The sequence below is a fragment of the Ensifer sp. GW101-20A05 genome (genome assembly GCF_059424735.1).
The window spans coordinates 38,535-62,914 of the sequence record NZ_JBWKZT010000005.1 but is presented as its reverse complement, the minus strand read 5'-3'; the positions used below and the strand labels follow the sequence as shown (position 1 = coordinate 62,914).

19 protein-coding genes are annotated in these 24,380 nt (G+C 63.1%); 14 read left to right on the top strand and 5 right to left on the bottom strand.

Going from position 1 to position 24,380, the window contains the following annotated elements; all coding sequences use genetic code 11:
• Positions 1 to 18: 18 nt before the first annotated feature.
• Positions 19 to 897, bottom strand: coding sequence for a GntR family transcriptional regulator (locus AC070A_RS14775; protein ID WP_112995079.1), 879 nt, complete (start codon positions 895 to 897; stop codon positions 19 to 21).
• 214 nt (positions 898 to 1,111) lie between these two features.
• Here AC070A_RS14775 and AC070A_RS14770 point away from each other — a divergent pair, with 214 nt between their 5' ends.
• The 9 genes from AC070A_RS14770 to AC070A_RS14730 all read left to right on the top strand — a co-directional run bounded on the left by AC070A_RS14770 (position 1,112) and on the right by AC070A_RS14730 (position 11,598).
• Entirely contained in the window at positions 1,112 to 2,629 is a 1,518-nt protein-coding gene (locus tag AC070A_RS14770; RefSeq protein WP_255571511.1) for a UxaA family hydrolase, read from the top strand.
• A 40-nt stretch (positions 2,630 to 2,669) separates the two neighbouring features.
• A complete protein-coding gene (locus AC070A_RS14765; RefSeq protein WP_112995078.1) occupies positions 2,670 to 3,689 on the top strand; it encodes an aldo/keto reductase in 1,020 nt (339 codons plus the stop codon).
• 167 nt (positions 3,690 to 3,856) lie between these two features.
• Positions 3,857 to 4,846, top strand: a complete 990-nt coding sequence (locus AC070A_RS14760; protein ID WP_058327480.1) for an ABC transporter substrate-binding protein — start codon at positions 3,857 to 3,859, stop codon at positions 4,844 to 4,846.
• Between the two features lie 94 nt (positions 4,847 to 4,940).
• Positions 4,941 to 6,494, top strand: a complete 1,554-nt coding sequence (locus AC070A_RS14755) for a sugar ABC transporter ATP-binding protein (protein WP_058327479.1) — start codon at positions 4,941 to 4,943, stop codon at positions 6,492 to 6,494.
• Between the two features lie 40 nt (positions 6,495 to 6,534).
• Positions 6,535 to 7,512: an ABC transporter permease gene (locus tag AC070A_RS14750; protein WP_058321607.1), complete on the top strand. Its 978-nt coding sequence runs from the start codon at positions 6,535 to 6,537 to the stop codon at positions 7,510 to 7,512.
• 32 nt (positions 7,513 to 7,544) lie between these two features.
• Positions 7,545 to 8,567 (top strand): zinc-binding alcohol dehydrogenase family protein, encoded by a 1,023-nt coding sequence (locus tag AC070A_RS14745; protein WP_112995077.1) that lies wholly within the window; start codon positions 7,545 to 7,547, stop codon positions 8,565 to 8,567.
• 333 nt (positions 8,568 to 8,900) lie between these two features.
• The gene (phaZ, locus tag AC070A_RS14740) at positions 8,901 to 10,175 is read left to right on the top strand and encodes a polyhydroxyalkanoate depolymerase (protein WP_057252041.1); all 1,275 of its coding nucleotides are present in this window, start codon (positions 8,901 to 8,903) and stop codon (positions 10,173 to 10,175) included.
• Positions 10,176 to 10,321: 146 nt separating this feature from the next.
• Positions 10,322 to 10,741, top strand: a complete 420-nt coding sequence (locus tag AC070A_RS14735; protein WP_057252042.1) for a DUF2852 domain-containing protein — start codon at positions 10,322 to 10,324, stop codon at positions 10,739 to 10,741.
• A gap of 104 nt (positions 10,742 to 10,845) precedes the next feature.
• A complete protein-coding gene (locus AC070A_RS14730) occupies positions 10,846 to 11,598 on the top strand; it encodes a M48 family metallopeptidase (RefSeq protein ID WP_112995076.1) in 753 nt (250 codons plus the stop codon).
• A gap of 23 nt (positions 11,599 to 11,621) precedes the next feature.
• Here the strand turns inward: AC070A_RS14730 and AC070A_RS14725 are convergent, their stop codons facing one another.
• Entirely contained in the window at positions 11,622 to 11,816 is a 195-nt protein-coding gene (locus tag AC070A_RS14725; RefSeq protein ID WP_058321604.1) for a YqaE/Pmp3 family membrane protein, read from the bottom strand.
• A 157-nt stretch (positions 11,817 to 11,973) separates the two neighbouring features.
• Here AC070A_RS14725 and AC070A_RS14720 point away from each other — a divergent pair, with 157 nt between their 5' ends.
• The 5 genes from AC070A_RS14720 (at position 11,974) to AC070A_RS14700 (ending at position 17,134) form a co-directional block, all read left to right on the top strand.
• Positions 11,974 to 12,648 (top strand): phosphoribosylanthranilate isomerase, encoded by a 675-nt coding sequence (locus AC070A_RS14720; protein WP_057252044.1) that lies wholly within the window; start codon positions 11,974 to 11,976, stop codon positions 12,646 to 12,648.
• A complete protein-coding gene (gene trpB / locus AC070A_RS14715; protein WP_112995074.1) occupies positions 12,645 to 13,865 on the top strand; it encodes a tryptophan synthase subunit beta in 1,221 nt (406 codons plus the stop codon). Before AC070A_RS14720 ends, trpB begins: the two co-directional genes overlap by 4 nt.
• Positions 13,866 to 13,869: 4 nt before the next feature.
• Positions 13,870 to 14,709, top strand: coding sequence for a tryptophan synthase subunit alpha (gene trpA, locus AC070A_RS14710; RefSeq protein ID WP_058327475.1), 840 nt, complete (start codon positions 13,870 to 13,872; stop codon positions 14,707 to 14,709).
• 50 nt (positions 14,710 to 14,759) lie between these two features.
• On the top strand, positions 14,760 to 15,674 hold the full coding sequence (accD, locus tag AC070A_RS14705) for an acetyl-CoA carboxylase, carboxyltransferase subunit beta (protein ID WP_112995073.1): 915 nt from the start codon (positions 14,760 to 14,762) through the stop codon (positions 15,672 to 15,674).
• 116 nt (positions 15,675 to 15,790) lie between these two features.
• Positions 15,791 to 17,134 (top strand): bifunctional folylpolyglutamate synthase/dihydrofolate synthase, encoded by a 1,344-nt coding sequence (locus AC070A_RS14700; RefSeq protein ID WP_112995072.1) that lies wholly within the window; start codon positions 15,791 to 15,793, stop codon positions 17,132 to 17,134.
• A gap of 96 nt (positions 17,135 to 17,230) precedes the next feature.
• On the opposite strand, the gene trxA is transcribed toward AC070A_RS14700, so the two are convergent.
• The 3 genes from trxA to addB all read right to left on the bottom strand — a co-directional run bounded on the left by trxA (position 17,231) and on the right by addB (position 24,379).
• Entirely contained in the window at positions 17,231 to 17,554 is a 324-nt protein-coding gene (trxA, locus tag AC070A_RS14695) for a thioredoxin (protein ID WP_057252049.1), read from the bottom strand.
• 86 nt (positions 17,555 to 17,640) lie between these two features.
• On the bottom strand, positions 17,641 to 21,207 hold the full coding sequence (gene addA, locus AC070A_RS14690) for a double-strand break repair helicase AddA (protein ID WP_113737279.1): 3,567 nt from the start codon (positions 21,205 to 21,207) through the stop codon (positions 17,641 to 17,643).
• Positions 21,197 to 24,379, bottom strand: coding sequence for a double-strand break repair protein AddB (gene addB, locus AC070A_RS14685; RefSeq protein WP_309239079.1), 3,183 nt, complete (start codon positions 24,377 to 24,379; stop codon positions 21,197 to 21,199). The genes addA and addB overlap by 11 nt, the downstream gene beginning before the upstream one ends.
• Between the last annotated feature and the right edge of the window lies 1 nt (position 24,380).

Here is a 24,380-nt window from a genome sequence, read left to right as displayed (position 1 = left end):
TGTGGCTCCGGTAGCTGGCTATGGAATGGATTGAAGGAGAGTTTCGCGCGCGGACTGGAGATGCCGCCGGCAGGCCTGTTCGGCCTTTGCGGGATCATGCGAGCGCAACGCTTCGATATAGGCGAGGTGTTCTTCAAGCGCGCGGGCGTTGCGCTGGCGGGCATTCGTCTTGTTCCACTGGTAGTGATAGTGGAAGACGATCGCGATGATATCGTAGAAATCGACGATGAAGCGGTTGCTGGATGCCTTGTGCACTAGCAGGTGGAACTGCTCGTCTAACTCGGAAAACTCCCGGTAGCGGTTGTCGATATCGGCAAGCATTTCCCGGTGCAGGGTCTCGATTTCCCTGAGCTCCTCCCAGGCCGGGTGATCATCCGCAAGCGAGACGAAACGTGCGGCCGAGCGCAGCTCGAACATCTCGCGCACTTCCGTCAGCTCCAGCGCGAATTCACGCGTGAAGCCTTTCAGGATCCAGTGGCTGTTTGGCCGTTTTTCGATCAGGCCGAAGCGGCTGAAGCGGATCAGGAACTCGCGCACACTGGTCGTTCCGGTGCCGATCTCGCGCGCCAGTTCAAGCTCGTTGATCTGCATGCCGGGCTCGGCGCCGCCGGCGAGAATCCGGCGCATGAAACTGCGCTCGATGATTTCGGCGAGCGAATCGGTCTCTTCCGTTGGGAAGTAGTCGTCGGGGCGGGGCTGCCGCAGCACGTTCTTCTTGCGCTTGTCCCAGGCGATGAGCTGCGCCTCCTCGAAGCGGCTGAGGATCGCGCGCACCGTCGTCCGGCTGACGCCGAGCACCTGCCCAAGTTCCGGCTCGGAGGGCAGCGAGGATGTTTCCGCCAGAAGCTTCAGGCAGCGGTTATAGGCATCCTTGAAGACGGTGTTCTGTTTTGCCATGGCAAGATCCGGCCGGTTCGAAATTGTCTGCGCTTGTCAGGGACGCTCCTCTATCGCGGCGATCCGGTTTTGTCTCCGTCTGTCGTCAACATCTGTTCCTCCCATTCACCCGGTCCGGTCGTTGGCACGGCGTCGTCGCCGATGTTTTCGCTATAATACCCATTGACGACGATCTGTCTATTGTAGATAAAAGACAGAACAGACGATAACAATCATGGAGAAATCGGTGTCTGCGCCGTCCACCATCCTGCTCGCACCGGAGGACAACGTCGTCGTGGCGACATTGGCGATTGCCGCTGGTGATGCCTTGCCGAACGGCGCTCGCGCCGCAGTAAAGGTCGATGCCGGCCACAAGATTGCGATCCGTCCCATTCGCGCCGGCGAACCGGTCGTCAAATACGCCCAGGCGATCGGACGGGCGACCGCCGACATCGCGCCGGGCGACCATGTGCATTCCCACAATCTTGCCTTCGACCGGGATCGTCTGGCGATCGGTCCACAAGGGACGCCGGAGGCGGCAAGCGATGCCGACAAGGCACGCACCTTCAAGGGCTATCGCCGCGCAGATGGCCGGGCTGCGACGCGAAACTATATCGGTGTCGTCGCCAGCGTTAACTGTTCCACCACGGTCTGCCGTGCCATTGCCGAGGAGGCGAACCGCCGCATCCTGCCGAAATACGAAGGCATCGACGGCTTCGTGCCGATCGTGCACGATCAGGGCTGCGGCATGTCGTCGACCGGCGACGGAATGGCCAATCTGCACCGCACGCTTGCCGGTTACGCCCGCCATGCCAATTTCGGCGGCGTGCTGATGGTGGGCCTCGGCTGCGAGGTCAATCAATTGACGCTCTATGGCCAGAGCGGCGCTGGCGCGGAGAAACGTCATTTCAACATTCAGGAAGCCGGCGGCTCGCGCCGCTCCGTGGAAAAGGCACTCGGCATTCTCGAAGAAATCGCAGCCGAAATCGGAAAAGAGCGCCGTATTGCCATTCCGGTCAGCGAGATCATCGTCGGCTTGCAATGTGGCGGGTCGGACGGGCTTTCGGGCATCACCGCCAATCCGGCGCTTGGCGCCGCCGTCGATATCCTTGCTGCAGCCGGCGGCACGGCGATCCTCTCGGAGACCTCTGAGATCTATGGTGCCGAGCACCTGCTACGCAGCCGGGCGGTGAATGAGGCCGTAGCGGTGAAACTCGACGGCCTGATTGCCTGGTGGGAGAACTATGTGGCGATGCATGGCGCATCGCTCGACAACAATCCTTCGCCGGGCAACAAACGCGGTGGACTAACCACCATTCTTGAAAAATCACTCGGTGCTGTCGCCAAGGGTGGCCGGTCGCCGCTGAACGCAGTCTATCGGTATGCCGAACGGGTCACCGAGCACGGGCTCGTCTTCATGGATACGCCCGGCTACGATCCGGTATCTGCCACCGGCCAGGTTGCCGGCGGTGCCAACGTCATTGCCTTTACCACCGGCCGCGGCAGCTGTTTCGGATGTAGGCCGGCGCCGTCGATCAAGCTTACCAGCAACACGGCGCTGTTTCGGGCGATGGAAGAGGACATGGACTTCGATTGCGGGGTGGTCGCTTCGGGGGAGGCGAGCATTGCCGGGCTTGGCCGGGAGATCTTCGACCTGATCGTCGAGACCGCCTCTGGCCGCAAGACCAAGAGCGAGCTTTTCGGCTACGGCGACAACGAGTTCGTGCCCTGGCATCTGGGGGCGACGCTCTAGACATGTGACGACTGGCATCCTTGGAGGAGGAGAACAGGGAATGCAGACGAGACGGATCGGTCGAACCGGACTAGCGGTGACCGAATTTAGCTTCGGTGCCGCCGGCCTCGGCGGGCTCTACCGGGAGTGCACCCGTGACGCGGCCATCGCGACACTGAACGCGGCCTGGCAGTCGGGTATGCGCTATTTCGATGTGGCACCCTATTACGGCCTCGGGCTTGCCGAGCGCCGCGTCGGCGACTTCCTGCGCGACAAGCCGCGCGACGAATTCGTGCTCTCCACCAAGGTCGGCCGGCTCCTCCATCCGGTGCCGGAAGACAAGGTGCCAGACTATTCCTATGTGAAGCCGCTCAATTTCGATGTCAGATACGACTACAGCTATGACGGCATCATGCGCTCCGTCGAGTTCAGCTACGCCCGGCTCGGACTCGGCCGCATCGACATCCTCTATGTCCACGACATCGGCGGCTACACCCACGGTGCCGCCCGCAATGCCGTCTATATCAGGCAGTTGCTGGAGGGTGGCCTGAAGGCGTTGGAGGAGCTGAAATCCTCAGGAGCGATCGCCGCCTATGGTCTTGGCGTCAACGAAGTGCCGGTCTGTCTGGAGGTCATGCGGTGGGCCGATATCGACTGCATCCTGCTGGCCGGCCGTTACACGTTGCTCGATCGCTCGGCCGTCGCCGAACTGCTGCCGCTCTGTGAAAAAAAGCAGACCTCGCTTGTCGTCGGCGGGGTCTTCAACTCGGGAATCCTGGCAACGGGTCCGGTCGAGGGTGCGCATTTCGATTACATGCCGGCAACGGAAGATATCCGGCAAAAGGTCGCTGCCATGGAGGCGGTTGCGCGCGGCATGAACGTGCCGCTTGCCGCGCCAGCCATGCAGTTTCCGCTGAGCCATCCCATGGTCGCCTCCGTGCTGCTCGGCACCGCCAAGCCGGAGAGTCTGAGGCGCAACATGGCGCTCACCGAACACCGGTTTTCAGCGGCCGATTTCGCGGCTTTCGAACCGTTCACGCTGGTCGCGCCGGAGCTCGGCGACGAGGCGGTTCGCGTATAGCGGGCGGGAGCCGCGTTTCGATCTGAAATGCTGTTCCGGCAGCTTGCCAAGCCGGAATTGTCGTATTAGCATTCCAATATGTTTTTTATCGATAAAAGGTCGATAGCTAGCACCTGCGATCGATCTCCAAGAAGTGGAACACGGTGCACTGAGAGGAGAAACCTGGGATGAGCATTCTAAAAAGCAGCCTTACCCGTCGTGCCTTCACCGCTTTGGCGAGCGCTGCGATGATCGCCGGCATGACGCCGGTGGCATCCTTCGCGCAGGACGTGACGATCCCGATCATCGTCAAGGACACCACGTCCTTCTACTGGCAGATCGTGCTGGCGGGCGCGCGCGCTGCAGGCAAGGACCTGGGTGTCAACGTGCCGGAACTGGGCGCTCAGGCCGAGTCCGACATCAACGGCCAGATCAGCATTCTTGAGAATGCGGTGGCTGGCGCTCCGGCTGCTGTCGTCATTTCGCCGACGGAGTTCAAGGCGCTTGGCAAGCCGATCGATGAGGCGGCCAAGGCGGTACCGATCATCGGCATCGATTCCGCCGCAGACTCGAAGGCATTCTCGTCGTTTCTGACGACCGACAACGTCCAGGGCGGGCGCATCGCTGCCGACGGGCTCGCCGCAGCTGTGAAAGAAATGACCGGTAAGGAAGAGGGCGAAATTGCCATCATCACCAACCTTCCGGGCGTCGGTTCGCTCGACCAGCGCCGCGAAGGTTTCCTCGATCAGGTCAAGACCAAGTATCCGGGCTTCAAGGTCGTTGCTGATAAATACGCCGACGGTCAGGCGACCACCGGCCTCAACATGATGACCGACCTGATCACCGCCAACCCCAATCTGGTTGGCGTCTTCGCTTCCAACCTGATCATGGCGCAGGGTGTCGGCCAGGCGATCGCCGAAAACAAGCTCGGTGACAAGATCAAGGTGATCGGCTTCGACAGCGACGACAAGACCGTCGGCTTCCTCAAGGAAGGCGTTCTTGCCGGCCTCGTCGTTCAGGATCCCTATCGCATGGGCTATGATGGCATAAAGACGGCGCTCGCCGTCTCCAAGAAGGAGAAGGTCGAGGCGAATGTCGATACCGGTGCCAACCTGGTGACCAAGGCCAACATGGCGGACCCGAAGATCGACGCTCTCTTGAACCCGAAGATCAAGTGACGATGGCGCGGCGGGCCTCCGGCCTGCCGCACCGCGCTTGCGGCCGGAGCGAGGACCGGCCGCAGCCGATCGCTGTCATGGGAGGAATGCGCAGATGACCGAGTTGCAAGAGGCACGCGACGTCAGGACCGAAGGGCTGCATGTGGCGACGCGCCACCCGGTTCCGAAAGGCGAGCCGATCCTGGAGCTGCGCGCCCTGCAGAAGAAATACGGCGCCGTGGAGGCCTTGAAGCCGGCGTCGCTGACCTTTCTTTCCGGTGAAATTCACGCGATCGTCGGCGAAAACGGTGCCGGCAAGTCGACGCTGATCAAACTCTTGACCGGCGTCATCAAGCGCACGTCAGGCGAAATCGTCTGGTGCGGCAAACCCGTCCAGCTCGGCACGCCACAGGAGGCGATCGAACGCGGCATCAACGCCGTGCACCAGGAGGTCGTGCTCTGCGCCCACCTGACCGTGGCGGCCAACATGTTCCTCGGCGACGAGATCAATCGCAACGGCCTGATGCGCAAGCGCGCCATGACCGATGCGGCACAGCGCGTGCTCGACGATCTCGGCTTCAATCTGCCGGCCGGCGCGGTGCTCGGCAGTCTCACCATTGGCCAGCAGCAGCTCGTCGCCACGGCGCGCGCCGCCATGCGTGGCACGCAGTTCCTGATCTTCGATGAGCCGACCGCCTATCTCACCCGACAGGAATCGGCGCAGCTCTTCCGGCTGATCCAGAGGCTTCAGGCCGAAGGCGTGACCATCGTCTATATCAGCCACCGAATGGAGGAGGTCTTCGAGATTGCCGACCGCGTCTCGGTGCTGCGCGACGGCACCCATGTCGGCACCCGCAAGATTGGCGAGACGAACGAGGCGGAGCTGATCGCGTTGATGATCAACCGCACCATAGAGCAGATCTATCACAAGGAGCATTTTCCGCCCGGCGAGGTCATCGTCGAAACGCGGAACTTGAGTGGCCCCGGTTTTCAGGATGTATCGCTGACCGTTCGCGCCGGCGAGATCGTCGGCCTTTATGGGCTGATCGGAGCGGGGCGCAGCGAGTTTGCGCTCGGCCTCTATGGTCGGCATCGTCCAAGCGCCGGCGAGGTCTATTGGAAGGGGCGCAAGGTCGAGATCGCCAGCGAGCGTGTCGCCATGAATCTCGGCATCGCGCTCGCGCCGGAAAGCCGCCGCGATCAGGGCCTGTGCCTCAATCTGCCGATCGGCCTCAACATCAATCTTCCGGTGTTCAACCGGCTGACGCGTGGCCTGACGATCAACGGCCAGCAGGAGCGGGAGAATGCCGACCGGCAGATCCGCGACCTGAAGATCAAGACGCCGTCGCGACGAGTCCTGGCGTCGGCCATGTCCGGCGGCAACCAGCAGAAGATCGTTATCGGCAAGTGGCTGAGCCATGGCGCCAAGCTCTTCATCTTCGACGAGCCGACCGTCGGCGTCGATGTGGGCACCAAGGCCGAGATCTACCGCCTGTTCGCGCGGCTTCTGGAGAACGGGGCAGGCATCATCCTGATCTCATCCTATCTGCCTGAAGTCTACGAGCTTGCGGACAAGTTGCACGTGTTCCGGCGCGGGCGGCTGGTTGCTAGCCACGACTATCGCGCCGCGAGCCACGAGGAAGTGCTGACGCAGGCGATCGGTGTTTGAACACATAAAAAGAAATCTGAGAGACGCAGGGAGGAAGACGATGAGTGCGGAAACGGTGGAAAGCGGCGCCAGCGCGGCGCCACGCAAGGGCGTGAGCATTCTGTTCGGCCTCACCCTCCTGGGGCTGCTTCTGTTCCTCTGGCTGCTGCTGGGCCTCGCCACCAACAGTTTTTGGACGCCAAACAACATCAGCAACCTGTTGCGCCAGGGGGCGATGACGGCCATCCTCGCGGTCGGCCAAACCTTCGTCATCATCACCGCCGGCATCGATCTTTCGGTGGGGGCGGTGGTCGGCTTCACCAGCGTCATCGTCGCCTGGCTGCTTGCGGCTGGCATGCCGCTCTGGGCCGCCATCATCCTCACGCTCGCCTTCGGGGTGCTGATCGGCGCCTTCCATGCCTTCGGCATCGTGCGCATGGGTCTGCCGCCCTTCATCATCACGCTTGCGACCCTGACATCGCTGCGCGGGATCGGCCTGCTGATCACCAACGGTTCGACGATCTCGATCACCAATGAAGCCTTCACCAACTTCTCTCGCGCGGATTTCCTCGGTGTGCCGAGCCTGTTCTGGATGGTGATCGTGGTGGCGATCCCGGCCTATGTCTTCCTGCACTTGAGCCGCTTCGGCCGTTATCTCTTCGCGGTCGGCTCCAACAACGAGGCGGCGCGCCTCTCCGGCGTCAACGTGCACCGCACCATCTATCTCGCCTATATCCTGTCATCGACCTGCGCCGCCTTCGTCGGCCTGCTGCTCGCCTCGCGCATCGGCATCGGTAACGCGACGCAAGCCGAGGGATGGGAACTGCAGGCGATCGCCTCGTCGGTCATCGGCGGCACCAGTCTGTTCGGGGCCGTCGGCTCGGTCCATGGGCCGCTGCTCGGCGCTTTCATCCTTGCGACGATCAACAACGGTGCCAATCTTCTCAACGTCAACTCGTTCTGGCAGCGCATCATCACCGGCGCGCTGATCATCGTCATCGTCTATTTCGACCAACTCCGGCGCCGCAGCGCCCGCTAGGCGCTGCCACCGAACATTCCGCGGGAACTGCCATGAAAGCCGTGCTCTGCCTCGAACCCGGCCGCCTGGAGGTCGTCGACCGTCCACCGGCTGAAGACGTGCCTGACGGTTGGGTGCGTCTATCCGTCAGCCATGTCGGCATCTGCGGTACCGACTACCATATCTTCGCCGGCAAACATCCGTTCCTCGAATACCCGAGGGTCATGGGTCACGAGATCTCGGCAACGGTCATTTCCGGTGGCCGCGGCACTGAGGTCGCGCCCGGTACGCTTGTGGTGGTCAACCCCTATCTCTCCTGCGGCAACTGCGTTGCCTGTCGCAAGGGCAAGCCGAACTGCTGCACCGCCATCAAGGTTCTCGGCGTGCATACGGATGGCGCCTTCTGCGAAGAGATCATCGTGCCCGAGGGTAATCTTTATCCGGCGCACGGTCTGTCTGCCGAAGCTGCGGCAACGGTCGAATTCCTGGCAATCGGTGCCCATGCGGTGCGCCGAGCATCCACGGATGCGGGTTCACGGGCGCTGGTCATCGGCGCAGGGCCGATTGGCCTCGGCACCGCGATCTTCTCGCGCATTGCCGGCCATCAGGTGACGCTCGTCGATACCAGCGACGAACGGCTGGATTTTGCTGCCGAGAAGCTCGGCTTTGCCAATGGCATCGTCGCGGGAACCCATATGGGGTCACGCATAGCCGAAGCGACGGGAGGGGATGGGTTCGACGTGGTCTTCGATGCCACCGGGTATAGTGGCTCGATGCAGGCCGCCTTCGCCTATGTCGCCCATGGCGGCACGCTGGTCTTTGTCAGCGTCGTCAAGGACGAGATATGCTTCTCCGATCCGGAGTTTCACAAGCGGGAGATGACCTTGGTCGGCAGCCGCAATGCGACCCGCCAGGACTTTGATCACGTCGTTGCATCGATTGCTTCCGGCCTCGTGCCGGTCGAGGCGTTGATCACCCACCGCACGACGCTGGAGGGCGCGGTTGCCGATCTGCCGCGATGGGCGGAAGAAAAGTCGGGTCTGGTCAAGGCAATCGTCAAGGTGGCAGCAGCATGAGCGATGGCGGCTTTGCTGCATCGCCGCAGAGGCCGCACCGGACATTCGCTCTTCGGAGTCGCCATTTTTTCCCTGAAAATGCCCGGCATCGGTTCTCAACGCACGAAAATTGCGGAAAACCGCCAGTTTCGGACAAGCTCGTTTGCAAATCGTCAGGAATCCAGATTCATTCTGGCCTGAGGCCTTGTATCGAGGCGAGACGGGTATATTTGTTGCACTGCACAAGAAAAGTGGTAGTCTGGCAGAGATTGCGGACACCAAGACAAACAATCGCAAGCTTGCGTCCGACCGGGAGCGGCGTTGTCGTCGATTGAACCAAGGGGTACGCTTCCCATGTTCTACCAGCTCTATGAATTGAACCATGCAATGATGGCGCCGTGGCGTACGGCCGCCGATGCCATGCGGCTTGCCTTCAGCAATCCGATGAACCCCATCTCGCACACCTATTTCGGCCGTGCCGCTGCCGCCGGGCTCGAAGTGTTCGAGCGCTCCACCCGCCGCTATGGCAAACCGGAGTTCGGACTTCCCGCGACAGAGGTCGACGGCATGTCCGTCTCCGTCTACGAGCGCATCGTCTGGCGCTCACCCTTCTGCAACCTCATCCATTTCGAGCGCGCCTTGCCCAAGGGGCGTGCCGCCGATCCGAAGGTTCTGGTCGTGGCGCCGATGTCCGGCCACTACGCGACGCTGCTGCGCGGCACCGTGGAAGCCCTGCTGCCGCATTCCGACATCTACATCACGGACTGGATCGACGCCCGCATGGTGCCGCTCAGCGAAGGCACTTTCGATCTCGACGATTACATCGACTACGTCATCCAGATGCTGCACTTCCTGGGCCCGAACACCCATGTGATCGGCGTCTGTCAGCCGGCAGTGCCTGTGCTCGCCGCCGTCGCCCTGATGGAAGCGGCGGACGATCCGCTGTCGCCGGCGACGATGACGCTGATGGGCGGACCGATCGACACCCGCATCAATCCGACGGGCGTCAATCAGCTTGCCGAACAGCGGCCGATCGAATGGTTCCGCGACAACGTCATCATGCCGGTGCCGTGGCCGCAGCCGGGCTTCATGCGCATGGTCTATCCGGGCTTCCTGCAGCTCTCTGGCTTCATGTCGATGAACCTCGACCGGCACCTGATCGCCCACAAAGAGTTCTTCGCGCATCTGGTGAAGAACGATGGTGACGCCGCCGAGAAGCACCGGGACTTCTATGACGAGTATCTGGCCGTCATGGACCTGACGGCCGAATTCTACCTGCAGACCGTGCAGGTGGTCTTCATGCAGCACGCGCTGCCGAAGGGCGAGATGATGCATCGCGGCAAGCGCGTCGATACGACGGCGATCAAGAAGGTCGCGCTGCTGACCGTCGAAGGCGAGAACGACGACATTTCCGGCGTTGGCCAGACGAAGGCGGCGCAGACGATCTGCACCAACATCCCTGATCACATGCGCATGCACTACATGCAGCCGGATGTCGGCCACTACGGCGTCTTCAACGGATCGCGCTTCCGCCGCGAAATCGCGCCGCGCATCGTCGCTTTCCACCGCGAGCACTCGCGGCACGTGAAGCCGGTGAAGCAGCTCATCAAGGGCGGCAAGTTGGCCTAACCTCGCGATCGGGGCCGTTTTGACCGCGTAGAGTCAAGGGTTTGTTCGAATCCGGGGGAGGGCGTCTTGCACAGCCAAGGGCGCCTTCCCACATCGTTTTCATCGGGCCGCATGGGTGGCCCGGATGATTGCGAGGAATCCTGAAGATGAACCAATCTGCAATGATCCGTCCGGATTGGACGCCCGCGACCATCGCCCTGATGGTGCTCGGCTTCGTGGTCTTCTGGCCACTGGGTCTGGCCATGCTCGCCTACATCCTGTTCGGCGAAAAGCTGAAGACTTTCAAGAAAGACGCCAACGACACGGTGGATGGCATGTGCTCTGCATTCAAGCGCAATGGACGCCGTTCCAACTGGACGCATCGCACCGGCAACGTCGCCTTCGACGACTGGCGTGAAGCCGAGCTTGCCCGCCTCGACGAGGAACGCCGCAAGCTCGACGCGATGCGCGAAGAGTTCGACACCTATGTGCGCGAGCTTCGCCGCGCCAAGGACCAGGAAGAGTTCGACCGCTTCATGCGCGACCGCAAGAACGGCGGCTCCGGCCCGGTGGTCGAAGCCCACTAATCCAAAGACAACGCTTCCGGCGTTTCACATGAAACGCCGGATTATCCATTGCGCGCCTTTCGACGCTGTAGGCGAAGCCCCAGCGAATCGGTTAGAAAGCCTGCATGTTCCCTTCATTTAAGCGGCGCATTCAACCTGCTCCACCCGCCATGACGCGGCAGATCGACGTTGCCGGCAAGTCCCTGCCGCTGACGATCAAGCAGAACGCGCGCGCGACCCGCATGACACTGCGCATCGAGCCCGGCGGCCGGGCGCTGAAGATGACGATACCCCAAGGCTTGCCGGAGCGTGAGGTCAACGCCTTTCTCAACCGCCATCAGGGCTGGCTGATGACGAAGCTCGCGCGTTTCTCCGGCGAAAGCCAGATCGAGGAGGGCGGCTCCATCTTGATCCGAGGCATCTCCCACCGGATCGAGCGTACCGGCAATATCCGCGGTCTGACGGAAGCGGTCTTGATCGATGACGAACCGGTGCTGCGCGTCAACGGCGGCGAGGAGCACCTGAACCGGCGTATCGTCGATTTCCTCAAGAAGGAAGCCCGTCAGGATCTTGATCGGCTGGTGGCAATCTATACCGGCCGCATCGGCCGACGGGCGAAGTCGCTGTCGCTGAAGGACACCCGCAGCCGCTGGGGATCCTGTTCGGCCGATGGGGCGCTGAGCTTCTCCTGGCGCATCGTCATGGCGCCGCCGAAGGTCATCGCCTATCTTGCAGCGCACGAGGTCGCACATTTGCAGGAGATGAACCACGGCCCCGATTTTTGGACGCTGTGCGGGAGGCTGTGCCCGGATACGGAGGATGCCAAGCGCTGGCTCCGCCGCAACGGCACGATGCTTCACGCGATCGACTTCGACTGAACCAGGCGGAGAGCGATGGCGCGTTACGCGCGGTAACGCAGAGCGTCGCGGATCTTCTCGTCGGTCTTGTATTGGCTGAGCGCATAGACCGACCAGATCGCTGCCGGAACCCAACCGATTAGGGTGAGCTGCAGGATCAGGCAGACGAGGCCGGCAAAGGGACGGCCGATCGTGAAAAACTGCAGCCAGGGCAGGATTAGCGCGAGCAACAGGCGCATCAGTCTCTCCATTGTGGTAAAATGCATATGGTGAAAGCTCGCCTGTCGCGCAAGGGGCGCAACGGCCGTCGGGCCATCGTTGCAGGGGGCGCTGGCTGGGCCTTGCGCGTCGGTTTTTGGCTCGACTCGCGCGACATTTCATGCAAGGTCGCTTCTCATGAAAACCGAAGTGAAGATATGCGGGCTGAAGACCGCGGAAGCGGTTGAGCGTGCTGTCGCGCTCGGTGCATCCCATACCGGCTTCATCTTTTTTCCAAAGAGTCCCAGGAACATCGAGCCTGACGATGCCGGCCGTCTGGCAGACCGCATTCGCGGCCAGGCGAAGATCGTCGCGGTCACGGTCAATGCCGACAATGACGAACTCGACGAGATCGTTTCGGCGCTCAACCCGGATATCCTGCAGCTCCACGGCAGTGAAGATCCGGAACGGTTGCTGACGGTCAAGGCGATGTACGGGCTTCCTATCATGAAGGCCCTTTCGGTGCGCGATGCATCGGACCTCGAAAGGATCGCCCCCTACATCGGCATTGCCGATCGCTTCCTCTTTGATGCCAAGCCGCCTCAAGGTTCCGATTTGCCCGGCGGTAACGGCGTTTCCTTTGACTGGAAGCTGCTCGACGCGCTTGACGGAAGCGTCGATTACATGCTTTCCGGTGGTCTCAACGCCAGTAACATTGGCGAGGCCATGGTGCAGACCCGCGCCCGCGCCATCGATATCTCCTCCGGCGTCGAGAGCGCGCCGGGCGTCAAGGATCTGAAGCTCATGGAATCGTTTTTCAATGCCGTTCGCCAGGCGGAGGCGGGCATGCCACGGTCAGGGAGCAGGACGTGAACCAGGCGCCAAAGTTGAATTCTTTCCGGGGCGGTCCCGACGAGGACGGCCGTTTCGGCATTTTTGGCGGTCGCTTCGTGGCCGAGACATTGATGCCCCTGATCCTCGACCTGCAGGCCGAGTGGAACAAGGCAAAGGACGATCCGGCCTTCAAGGCGGAACTGGCGCATCTCGGCGCTCACTATATCGGCCGGCCGAGCCCGCTTTATTTCGCCGAGCGGCTGACGGCTGAGCTCGGCGGCGCCAAGATCTATTTCAAGCGCGAAGAGCTGAACCACACCGGCTCGCACAAGATCAACAACTGCATCGGCCAGATCCTGCTGGCTAAGCGCATGGGCAAGACGCGCATCATCGCCGAAACCGGTGCCGGCCAGCATGGCGTTGCTTCGGCGACAGTCGCGGCCCGCTTCGGCCTGCCTTGCGTCGTCTACATGGGCGCGACCGACGTCGAGCGCCAGGCGCCGAACGTTTTCCGCATGAAGCTGCTCGGTGCCGAGGTCAAGCCGGTAACCGCCGGCAGCGGCACGCTCAAGGACGCGATGAACGAGGCCCTGCGTGACTGGGTCACCAATGTCGACAACACTTACTATCTGATCGGTACGGCCGCCGGCCCGCATCCCTATCCGGAAATGGTCCGCGATTTCCAGGCGGTCATCGGCCAGGAAGCCAAGGAACAGATGCTCGCCGCCGAAGGTCGGCTGCCGAATCTCGTCATTGCTGCCGTTGGCGGTGGCTCCAACGCGATCGGCATCTTCCATCCGTTCCTCGATGATGAAAGCGTCAAGATCGTCGGCGTCGAAGCCGGCGGCAAGGGCATCGAGGGCGACGAGCATTGCGCGTCGATCACCGCCGGTTCGCCCGGCGTGCTGCATGGCAACCGCACCTATCTGCTGCAGGACGGCGACGGCCAGATCAAGGAAGGCCACTCGATTTCTGCCGGCCTCGACTACCCCGGCATCGGCCCGGAACATGCCTGGCTGAACGATGTCGGCCGCGTCGAATACGTGCCGATCATGGACCACGAAGCGCTCGAGGCGTTCCAGACGCTGACCCGCCTCGAAGGCATTATCCCGGCGCTCGAGCCGTCGCATGCGCTTGCCGAGGTCATCAAGCGTGCGCCGAAAATGGGCAAGGACGAGATCATCCTGATGAACCTCTCCGGTCGCGGCGACAAGGACATCTTCACCGTCGGCAAGTTACTGGGAATGGGGCTGTAAGATCATGACCGCACGCATGGACAAGAGATTTGCCGATGTGGCGGCCGAGGGACGGCCGGTCCTCGTCACCTATTTCATGGCCGGTGATCCGGATTTCGAGACGTCGCTCTCGATCATGAAGGCGTTGCCGAAGGCCGGCGCCGACGTCATCGAACTCGGCATGCCCTTCTCTGACCCGATGGCCGATGGCCCGGCCATCCAGCTTGCCGGTCAACGCGCGCTGAAGGGCGGCCAGACGCTTGCCAAGACGCTCGAGATCGCGCGCCGCTTCCGCGAGGACGACCAGCGCACGCCGATCGTGCTGATGGGCTACTACAATCCGATCTACATCTACGGCGTCGACCGCTTCCTGACGGATGCGCTTGCTGCCGGTATCGACGGCCTGATCGTCGTCGACCTGCCGCCGGAGATGGACGATGAGCTCTGCATCCCGGCGCTTGCGAAGGGCATCAACTTCATTCGCCTGGCGACGCCGACCACGGACGACCGTCGCCTGCCGAAGGTTCTCGAAAACACCTCCGGTTTCGTCTATTACGTATCGATGAACGGCATCACCGGTTCGGCTCTGCCCGATCCGTCGTTGATTGCCGGCGCTGTCGGCCGTATCAAGGCGCACACCAACCTGCCGGTTTGCGTCGGTTTCGGCGTCAAGACGGCGGAGCATGCAAGGGCCATCGGAGCATCCGCCGATGGCGTGGTCGTCGGTACGGCGATCGTCAACCAGATCGCGTCGAGCCTGACCGAAGAGGGCAAGGCGACGGACGCGACGGTTCCGGGTGTTGAAGCGCTGGTCAGAGGGCTCTCGGCAGGCGTGCGGTCCGCACGCCTCGCAGCAGCCGAATAATTGCCTATATTAGCGCGCACAACCCGAAGGAAATCTTCAGGAGTTACTAAGTGAACTGGATCACAAACTACGTTCGGCCGAAGATCAACTCGATGCTGGGCCGCCGGGAAGTTCCGGAAAATCTCTGGATCAAGTGCCCGGAAACCGGCGAGATGGTGTTCCACCGCGATCTCGAAGAAAACAAGTGGGTCATCCCGCAGTCCGGCTTCCACATGAAGATGCCGGCCAAGGCTCGGCTGAAGGACCTGTTTGACGGCGGCATCTATGAAGCGTTTCCGCAGCCGAAGGTTGCTCAGGACCCGCTGAAGTTCCGCGATTCCAAGAAGTACTCCGACCGTCTGCGCGACAGCCGCGTGAAGACCGAGCTCGAAGACACGATCGTCGCCGGTCTCGGCCGCGTTCAGGGCGTCAAGCTCGTCGCCGTCGTGCACGAGTTCAACTTCATTGGCGGTTCGCTCGGCATGGCTGCCGGCGAGGCGATTATCAAGGCCTTCGAAAGAGCGATCGCCGAGAAGTGCCCGCTGGTCATTTTCCCGGCATCGGGCGGCGCCCGCATGCAGGAAGGCATCCTGTCGCTGATGCAGCTGCCGCGCACCACGGTTGCCGTCAACCTGCTGAAGGAAGCCGGTCTTCCCTATATCGTCGTGCTCACCAACCCGACGACCGGTGGCGTCACCGCATCCTATGCGATGCTTGGCGATATCCATATGGCCGAGCCTGGCGCCGAAATCGGCTTTGCCGGCAAGCGCGTGATCGAGCAGACGCTGCGCGAGAAGCTGCCGGAAGGTTTCCAGACGTCTGAATACCTGCTGGAGCACGGCATGGTCGACATGGTCGTCAAACGCCATGATCTGCCGTCGACGCTTGCCCGGGTCCTGAAGATCCTGACGAAGAAGCCGGCAGAAGCCTCGAAGCTCAACGGCGGCACGCAGCCGGCTGCCTTGCCGGTCGCGGCAAGCGCTTAAAGGCTATTGCGGGAAAAGCGTGAACCGGTTTTCCCGCAGTTGTGCAGAACAAGAATGAAACATCTCCGCCAGACCGGAGATGTTTGGCAGTCAAGCTTGTCGGGTCGGGGTGAGAGATGACAGCGGTGGAAGCCAGCGAAGCGGGCTATGAGATCGAAAAACTCCTTGCCCTCCACCCCAAGGGGTTCGACCTGTCGCTGGACAGGATCACCCGGCTGCTCGCCGCGCTCGGCAATCCGCAGGACCGCCTGCCACCGGTGATCCATGTCGCCGGCACCAATGGCAAGGGTTCGGCAACCGCGTTTTCGCGGGCGATCCTGGAAGCGGCCGGTCTCAGCGTTCACGTCCACACGTCGCCGCATCTCGTCAATTGGCACGAGCGTTACCGCCTCGGCGTCAAGGGCGGCAAGGGACGGCTCGTCAGCGACCCCGTTCTGGCCGATGCGGTGCGTCGCGTCGCCGAAGCCAATGGCGGCGAGAAGATCACCGTCTTCGAAATCCTGACCGCCGTCACCTTCCTTCTCTTTGCTGAGCATCCGGCGGATGTCGCGATCATCGAGGTTGGCCTCGGCGGCCGCTTCGACGCCACCAATGTCATTGCCCGACCGGCCGTATCCGTCATCATGCCGATCTCGCTCGATCACCAGGCCTATCTCGGCGACCGGGTGGAACTGATCGCTGCGGAAAAAGCCGGTATCATGAAGTGCGGCTGCTCCGTCGTGATCGGTCAGCAGGAAGAAGAGGCTGCGCGCGATGTGCTGATCTCGACGGCCGAGCGGCTCGGCTGCCCGATGTTCGTCTACGGCCAGGACTTCATGGCGCATGAGGAATTCGGCCGCCTTGTCTATCAGGACGAAAGCGGTCTCGCCGATCTGCCGCTGCCGAAGCTGCCGGGACGCCACCAATACGCCAATGCCGCCGCGGCCGTTCGCGCGGTGCGGGCTGCGGGCTTCGACGTTTCGGAGGCGGCGATCGAGAAGGGGCTTGCCGGCGTCGAGTGGCCCGGGCGCCTGCAGCGCCTGACCAGCGGCAAACTTACGCGTTACGGTCCGGCCGATGCGGAAATCTGGGTCGACGGCGGCCATAATCCGGGTGCCGGCCAGGTGATCGCCGAAGCGATGGCGACCTTCGAAGAACGCGAATCGCGCCCCTTGTTCCTGATCATCGGCATGATCAACACCAAGGATCCGGTCGGCTATTTCCGGGCGTTTATGGATCTTGCCGAACAGGTCTTCACCGTTCCGATCCGTGGTTCCGATGCAGGTCTTGATCCGGTGGCACTTGCAAGCGACGCGGCTGCTATCGGGTTTGAGGCTTCGGCTGTCTCTTCCGTCGCCGAAGCGCTGACGATCGTTGCCAATCTGGTCGATGAGGATCCGGCGCCGCCGCGCATCCTGATCGGCGGCTCGCTCTATCTGGTGGGCGACGTTCTCGCCGACAACGGTACGCCGCCGAAGTGATCCGGAGGTGGCGCCGCCATCCCGATAGCAGCCAAGTTCAAGACAAGAAAAAAGCCCGGCATGCCGGGCTTTCTGCTGCGGTAGTCAGCGAAGGTCTCAGGCGACCGCCGTGGAGATCCACGAGGAAAGGGCCGTCTTCGGCGCAGCGCCAACCTTGATGTCGGCCACTTCGCCGGCCTTGAACATGGCGAGCGTCGGGATCGAGCGAACGCCGTACTGGGCAGCCAGTTCCGGGTTTTCGTCGATGTTGAGCTTGACGACCTTGACCTTGCCGGCGAGCTCGTTCGAGATTTCCTCGAGGCTCGGCGCGATCATCTTGCACGGGCCGCACCATTCAGCCCAGAAATCGACAACCACCGGCTCGGCGGAGTTCAGCACTTCCTGCTGAAAATTGGACGTATCGACCTTTACAGTAGCCATAGGCTGCTCCTTGCGTTCGGAATGACAGTATCCAGATGTTGTGTCTCATGTGAGATGGCACCGCTGGATTTTCAATATCCGGTATCTCACTTTGTCGCGAGGTCTTCAAGGCTCCTGTCGAGCGCCTGATCCGTAACCACGTGGATTGCCGGTCCTTCGGTGAAGATCAGCACGCATCGGAATGCGTGCCCGGGATAGAGCGGCCGCAACAGCTCGCGATAGATCGCAAGCTGTGCCCTGTAGGCGAAGGGTATGTCACCCTGCGAAGCCGGCACCTGCCGGTTCGTCTTGAAATCGGCAATGGTCACGATCCCGTCGCTGACGGCGAGCCGGTCGATGCGGCCGGAGACCGCGTGCTCGCGCGTGCCGAGGGTCAGTGTGCCCATGACCGAGACTTCGGCGCGGCTGCCGACCGAGAAGAGCGCCTGAAGATCGGGATGGTCGAGCACATTCTCGACAGCGTCAATCAGCGCGGCGCGCTGCGCGGGCGCCCAGCGGGGCACCGAACGCACGAGATAGCGCTCGGCCGCGGCGCGGCGATCATTGCCCGCAATGGAGGGCAGGACCTGCAGCAGGCGGTGCAGGATGGCACCGCGCAACATCGAGAGATTTGCCGGTGCCTTCTCAGAAAACAGGGCGGATCCGACAAGCCCATCGCCGTCGTCCTCGTCGATGGCGATACCGACGCCGGAGGGGCTGAGCGGCCGCGGCAGCCGCTTTTGCGGTGGCAGCGGCGTCGAAAGCGCCTTCGGCAGGCCGGAGGCCGGGCGGTTGGCGTCCGGCGTGGGCGCTTCCTTGGAGGGAAGGTCGCGCTCGAGCTGCTTCTCGCGCCAGGCATGGCCGGACCATTCCTCGCCGCCGGCGTGAAAGGTCTTCGGATGGCCGCGGCCATTTTCGTCCCCGGCAAGGCTCGCCTGAACCATGGCATGCCATGTTTCGGCGACGGCCCGCTGTCCGCGATAGCCACAGACGATCAGGCGGTCAGCGGCGCGGGTCATGCCGACATAGAGCAGGCGTCGATACTCTTCCTCGGCAAGCGTCTTCAGACGATCGCTGTCGGCGGTCACGAGCGTATTCGATTCCGAGCCCGGTGCGCGCCACACCGGCAACGACAGGACGGCGCCATCCCTTTGAGCGAGCTCGAGGAAGCGAAGGGAAGGGACATGCTGGTTGCTGAACGGCGCACCGCCGCCGTCGACGAGGAAGACGACCGGCGCTTCGAGACCCTTGGCGGCGTGCACCGTCATGATCCGGACTTCGTCGCGTTCCTTGTCCTGCTCGCGCTTGACCGTCGGCGCTTCCATTTCGAGCGTCGAAACGAAGGCCTGCAGACCGGGGAGGCCGCTTCTTTCCTGATCGAGGGCGAAGGTGAGGAACTCGTCAAGAATGTCGCTGACCTCGGTGCCGAGCCGCGCCAGGAAGGCCGCCCGGCCGCCATGAACGCCAAGGATGCGGGCATAAAAATCGTGCGGTGCAAGCGCGTTCGCGAGCGCCACATAGCTTTTCAGCGCCCTTGCTGCCTGGTGGAACAGGATGCCCTCGGCCGCCTCGGCCTGGAGCCTCTGCCAGAGGCTTTCGCCTTCCTTGCGCCGCGCCGCGAGCTCGAACAGCGCGTCTTCGCCGAGATTGAACAGCGGGCTTTTCAGCAGCGCGGCGAGTGACAGGTCGTCCTGCGGCAAGAGGACGAAGCGCCCGAGCGCGAGCAGGTCCTGAACGGCAATATGCTTGGTGAGCACCAGCCGGTCGGCGCCGGCGACCGGAATGTTGTTGCGGCGCTTGAGCGCCCGGGTCAGCGCATTGACGAAGGCGTCGCGCTTACGGACCAGCACGATCACGTCGCCCGGACGCATCGGTCGGCGAATACCCTTCTCGACGATCGTTTCCTTGCCGATCCAGCTCTCCAAGACGCCGGCGATCCGGCGTGCGAGGATATTGACCGGTGCGCTCTCAGGCGTTGCGTCGAAGGCTGCGGTCCATTCTTCGTCCGTATCGATCGGTTCGGCGGCAATCACGTCCCAGATATCGACGGCGCCGGGATGGCCGATACGGTTCGAAGCATGAACGACGGGCTCGTTGCGGGCGCTGAGGCCCCGTGCATGCGCCGGATTGGCGAAGACCGTATCGACGGCCGAAAGCACGTCGACGGTAGAGCGGAAGGAGAGCTGAAGACGGATGGGCTCGAAGGCCTTGCCGCCGTCGCGCACCCGCCGTTCAGTTTCCTGGCTCTCATGCGAGAACCGTTCCGGCCGTGCGCCCTGGAAGGAGTAGATCGACTGTTTCTCGTCACCGACGGCGAACATGGTGCGGTTGGCGCCACGGGCGCTTTCGCCGGAGAAGAAGTCAGCCGCCAGCGCCTGGATGATAGTCCACTGCGCCGGGCTGGTATCCTGAGCCTCGTCGACGAGGATATGGTCGATCCCCTGGTCGAGCTTGTAGTGGACCCAGGCGCTGACATCGCCGCGGGCAAAGAGCGCCGCCGTGCGGTTGATCAGGTCCTCGAAATCGAGCTGGCTGCGTCGCCGCTTCAGCTCCTCGTAGTCGACGTTGAGCCTTTCGGCGAGGGTCAGAGCCGCCAGCGTCGCCTCGAACATCCTAAGAATGCTGATGTGATCGATGCAGGCGACGACATGGCGGTAGGCTTCGTCCACCAGGTCTATGAGATCGGGGGCCGCCTGCTGCATCGCCCTGTTGAGGAAGGCCGATTGTGCCCGGGGCTTGCCGGTGCCGGTGAAGAACAAATGCCTGAGACCGTCATAGCGCGCGCCCAAGTCAGTGAGCTTGGAGACGGTCCGAAGTCCCTCTGCAAATTCCAGAACCTTCGTTCCGCCAACGCTCGTGGCGAGTGAGAAGTAGCGTTCCAGGGACGCACCGTTCAGGCCCGCCAACGGCCAGATCGCGGCCAAGGCGCTGTCGACGCTTTCATCCGGCGCCAGCTTCAGGGCGCGGCGCAACTCGGCCTCGGTGCCGCCGAGCGCGTCGGCATGTTCGAGAAAGGACTGGATCGCGGTGCGGTTCTCGACGATCGCCGCGAGCAGTTTTTCAAGCCCGGTATCGTCGGCGAGGTCGAGCACGGTGGCGAAAGCGCGCGCCAGTTCCGGATCGTCCTTGGCCGCCGTCGCCGTCAGCAGCATGCGGCGCGCATCGGCAAGCAGCACGGCGGCAGCGCGGTCGTCGAGAACAGAGAAATGTCCGGCGACGTTGGCTTCCAGTGGAAACTGATGCAGCAGCGCCTCGCAGAAGGCGTGGATCGTCTGGATCTTGAGGCCGCCGGGTGTCTCCAGCGCGCGGGCGAACAGGCGGCGTGCCTCCTGCAGCTTCAGAAGACCAGGCCGCTCGCCCTCGATCGCCTCGATCCGTTTTTCGAGCGTCGCGTCGTCGAGCGTTACCCATTCGGCCAGCCGTTCGAAGACGCGGTTCGACATTTCGGAGGCCGCCGCCTTGGTATAGGTCAGGCAGAGGATCGCCGAGGGTCGGCAGCCCGCAAGCAGCAGCCGAATCACCCGCTGGGTCAGCACATGTGTCTTACCGGATCCGGCATTGGCCGAAACCCAGGCAGAACGCGCGGGATCGGAGGCTAGCGATTGCCGACGCGAGGTCCAGTCGAGCCAGGCTTGCGGCGTCGCCTGTTCGGGGCCGAGGCTGTCATCCCTCATCGCCGTCCTCCTCCTCGCTATCGGCCGTCGACCATTCGGCAACGCGTGCCAAATGGTCGTATTCGCCGCCGTAGTCGCGCTCTTTCTGAACAATCACGCGGGATGCAAAACCATGCTTGCCCGAAAGCAGCGCACTCAGGAGTTTTCTGAGCTCGGTGAGGGATTCGTCCGCAAGCTGGTCGGCGGATTTGGTTTCCTTCGCCTTACTGCCCTCGTTGTTCACGGTCTCCTGCTTGAAACGCGATCCAGGCTTCAGCCGGACATAGAGCAGCGATTGCGGATGGCTCGGCGGCATATCCTTGAAGGCGCCGGCCTTGAGGGCTGCGGCTTCGAGGGCGAGCTGCGGGTCGAGCAGCACTCGGGCTTCCTTGACCGATGGGCTGGAGCCGGTCTTGTAGTCGATGATCTCCACGCTGCCGTCGGTCAGCATATCGAGCCGGTCGGCAATGCCCGTCAGCCGCATATCGGCGACGCCGAGCTCCATCGATGCCGGAGCTTCCGTGCGCGAGCGGCGGATGAAGCGTGCGCGGTCCCGCTCCCATTTGATGAAAGCCAAGCCGACGGCGGCGAAGCGTGGCCGCCAGATCGTGTCGATATGTGTGGGCAGCCGCGCCTCGTCGAAGGCCTCATTCAGCAGCCGATGCATGGCCTCTTCGGCTGCGGGGGACATGAGGTCGAAGCCGCCGCGAACAAAGCGCTCGACGATCTGGTGATAGAGCGTGCCGCGCTCGGCCGGACCGGGATCGCTGTTGAACGGCAGCAGCGGATGCAGGCGAAGAATGCGCCGGGCGTAGATCGCGTAGGGGTCGCGCCTCAGCCGCGATACCTCGCTAAAAGAATATTTGCGCGGCTGCAGGTCCGCCGGCGGCTTGGGCGCAGGGCGTTCGGCAAGCGGCTGCCGCCCTCCGTCGTCGAGCATCCGGGCCCAGGCCAGATAGTCGGCGCCATTGGCCTGCAAGGCCGCAGTCAGCCGTTCGCCGCCAAGCGCGAGCAGCCGCTGCAGCCAGCGCGAGGCAACGGTGGGTGTTGCTCCCTGGCGCATCGAGCGGGTGAAGATCAGCCGCCGTGTGCCGCAGGCCATCTGGAAGTCATGCGCGAGCTGGCCGATGCGCCGCTCGGGGGGCTCGAGACCGATGCCCGTCTTCATCGTGCGCGACAGGAACGGGTCGTTGGCGGTCTGGCCTGGCCAATTGCCCTCGTTCATGGCGCCGAGCACCACGAGATCCATGCTCTGCAGGCGTGATTCCAGCGCGCCGAAGATGAAGACCCGCGGATGGCGCATGGACCGCGGCTTGACCGCTGCACCTGCAGCAAGCGCCTCCATGACGTCGCACCATTGCGGCCCGTCCGCCGTCATCTGGCCATCGGTTTCGATAATGCCGCGAAGCAGGGTCGCCAGCGTATCGGCCGCCTCGCCGGACCAGAGCCCACCGAGATCGCCGCGCTCGTCGGCCGAGGCCGCTTCCAACGCCTGGCCGGTACGCGTCGCCCAGTCGGCAAAGGTGAATTCGTCCGAGAACACGCGGCTGCCGTCCTTGCTGCGCGTGAGCGCGGAAGCCAGCGGCGCCACCGCGAGGCCGATCTTGATCGCCAGATCGCGTGCTGCCTGAAGCTCCTCGGCGCCGATGCCGGCACGCCATTCCGGCGGGTGGCGATCGACCTTGTGGCCGGCAATCGCCGCATCGAGCAACGGCTCCAGGGCGAGGATATCGACGGTTGCGGTGCTGCCGCGCAGCGCCATGCGTTCGAGCGCGTCGGCGCCCTGGCGCATCTCATCACGCGAAAGCCCGAAGCGCGCCAGCGGGTGCTTGAGCAGCGCAACGAAGGGCACGGGATCGCCGGGGCGCAGGCTTGCCTCCAGAAGCAGACGCATGAAGCTGCCCTGGGGCGTCGAGGACAAAGGCGTGCCGGCGGAATCGTCCGCCTCGATGCCGAAGCGGGCGAGCTCGGCGCCGACCCGCCGCGCGAGATTTCGGTCGGGCGTGATCAACGCCGCCTGGCTATCCTCGCTGCCTTCCAGCGCAAGCCTTAGCGCAACGGCAATCGCCGCCGCCTCCTCGCGTTCGTTGGCGGTTTCGATGAGAGCCGTATCGCCGAAGGCAGCGCGGAGCAATTCGCCGTCGAGTTCGCTGCGCATTTCGGTCCAGGCATCGGTGGCCTTTGCCGGCAAAAGGGCGTGCGAGAGGATCGCCGCGCGGAAATCGAGTTCGGTTTGGGCGCCGGCTAGCGCGCCCACATCCGAGCGGATGACGCCCATGCGCTTCAGCAGCCTGTAGAAGCCGTATTGCGGGTGGCTGCGGCTTGCCGGGTCCGGCCTGCCGTCAAAGGCAGCGTCGGCGACGATCATGTCCCATTCGGCATCGCTCATCGTCTGGTCGAGACCAGGCAACACGATCGTGCCGTTCTGAAGCTTCTGCACGGCGGCAATCAGCGCGGCCGTGGCGGGAATGGAACCGGTCGAGCCGGCGATGATGATCGGGCCTTCGATCTTGCCGCCGGCGATGCGCTGCGTTTCGGCCTGAAGGATGGCGTTGCGATGGCGTGCGGGCGAGGATTGCTTGAGTTCCTCGAGCCGTTCCGGCCAGTAGGTTCGGGCGATCTTGAGGAATTCGAGCGTGAGCTGCCACCACAGCGCATGCTCGCCGGCGTCGAGCCGGTCGAGCGCGTCCCAGTCCAGCTCTTCCGTCTCCATCGCATCGATGAGATCGGCAAGATTGCGTGCCAGCCAGATCGCATCGGCAGGACTTGCCGGCGCGATCAGCGGGCTTTCCGCATGGATGTCGAGCACGACCTTTGGTAGCCGGTTGCGCCAGGCGAGAATCAGCCGGCCAAGCTCGATCAGCCGTGCCGTGCCCGGCAGCGGCGGCGCAAGATCGAGGATTGCCGGTACTTCGGCGTCGAAGAAGCCACTGTCATCATCGGTCTCGCCGAGCGCCTTGATGGTGGGCAGGATGGTGGAGCGGCCGTCGAGCAGGTCGACGAATTCGGATCTGAGCACACGGGCCGAACGCCGCGTCGGCACGAAGATCGTGACGCCGGCAAGCGGCAAGGGATCGGCCGGATCGTAGCGGAAGTCCGGAGTCAGGATACCGTCGCAAAGCTTTTCGGCGAGCGTCTTCAGGAAGGGGAGGCCAGGCGGGATCGTGAAGACGTTGGACCGGCGGCCGCGCACG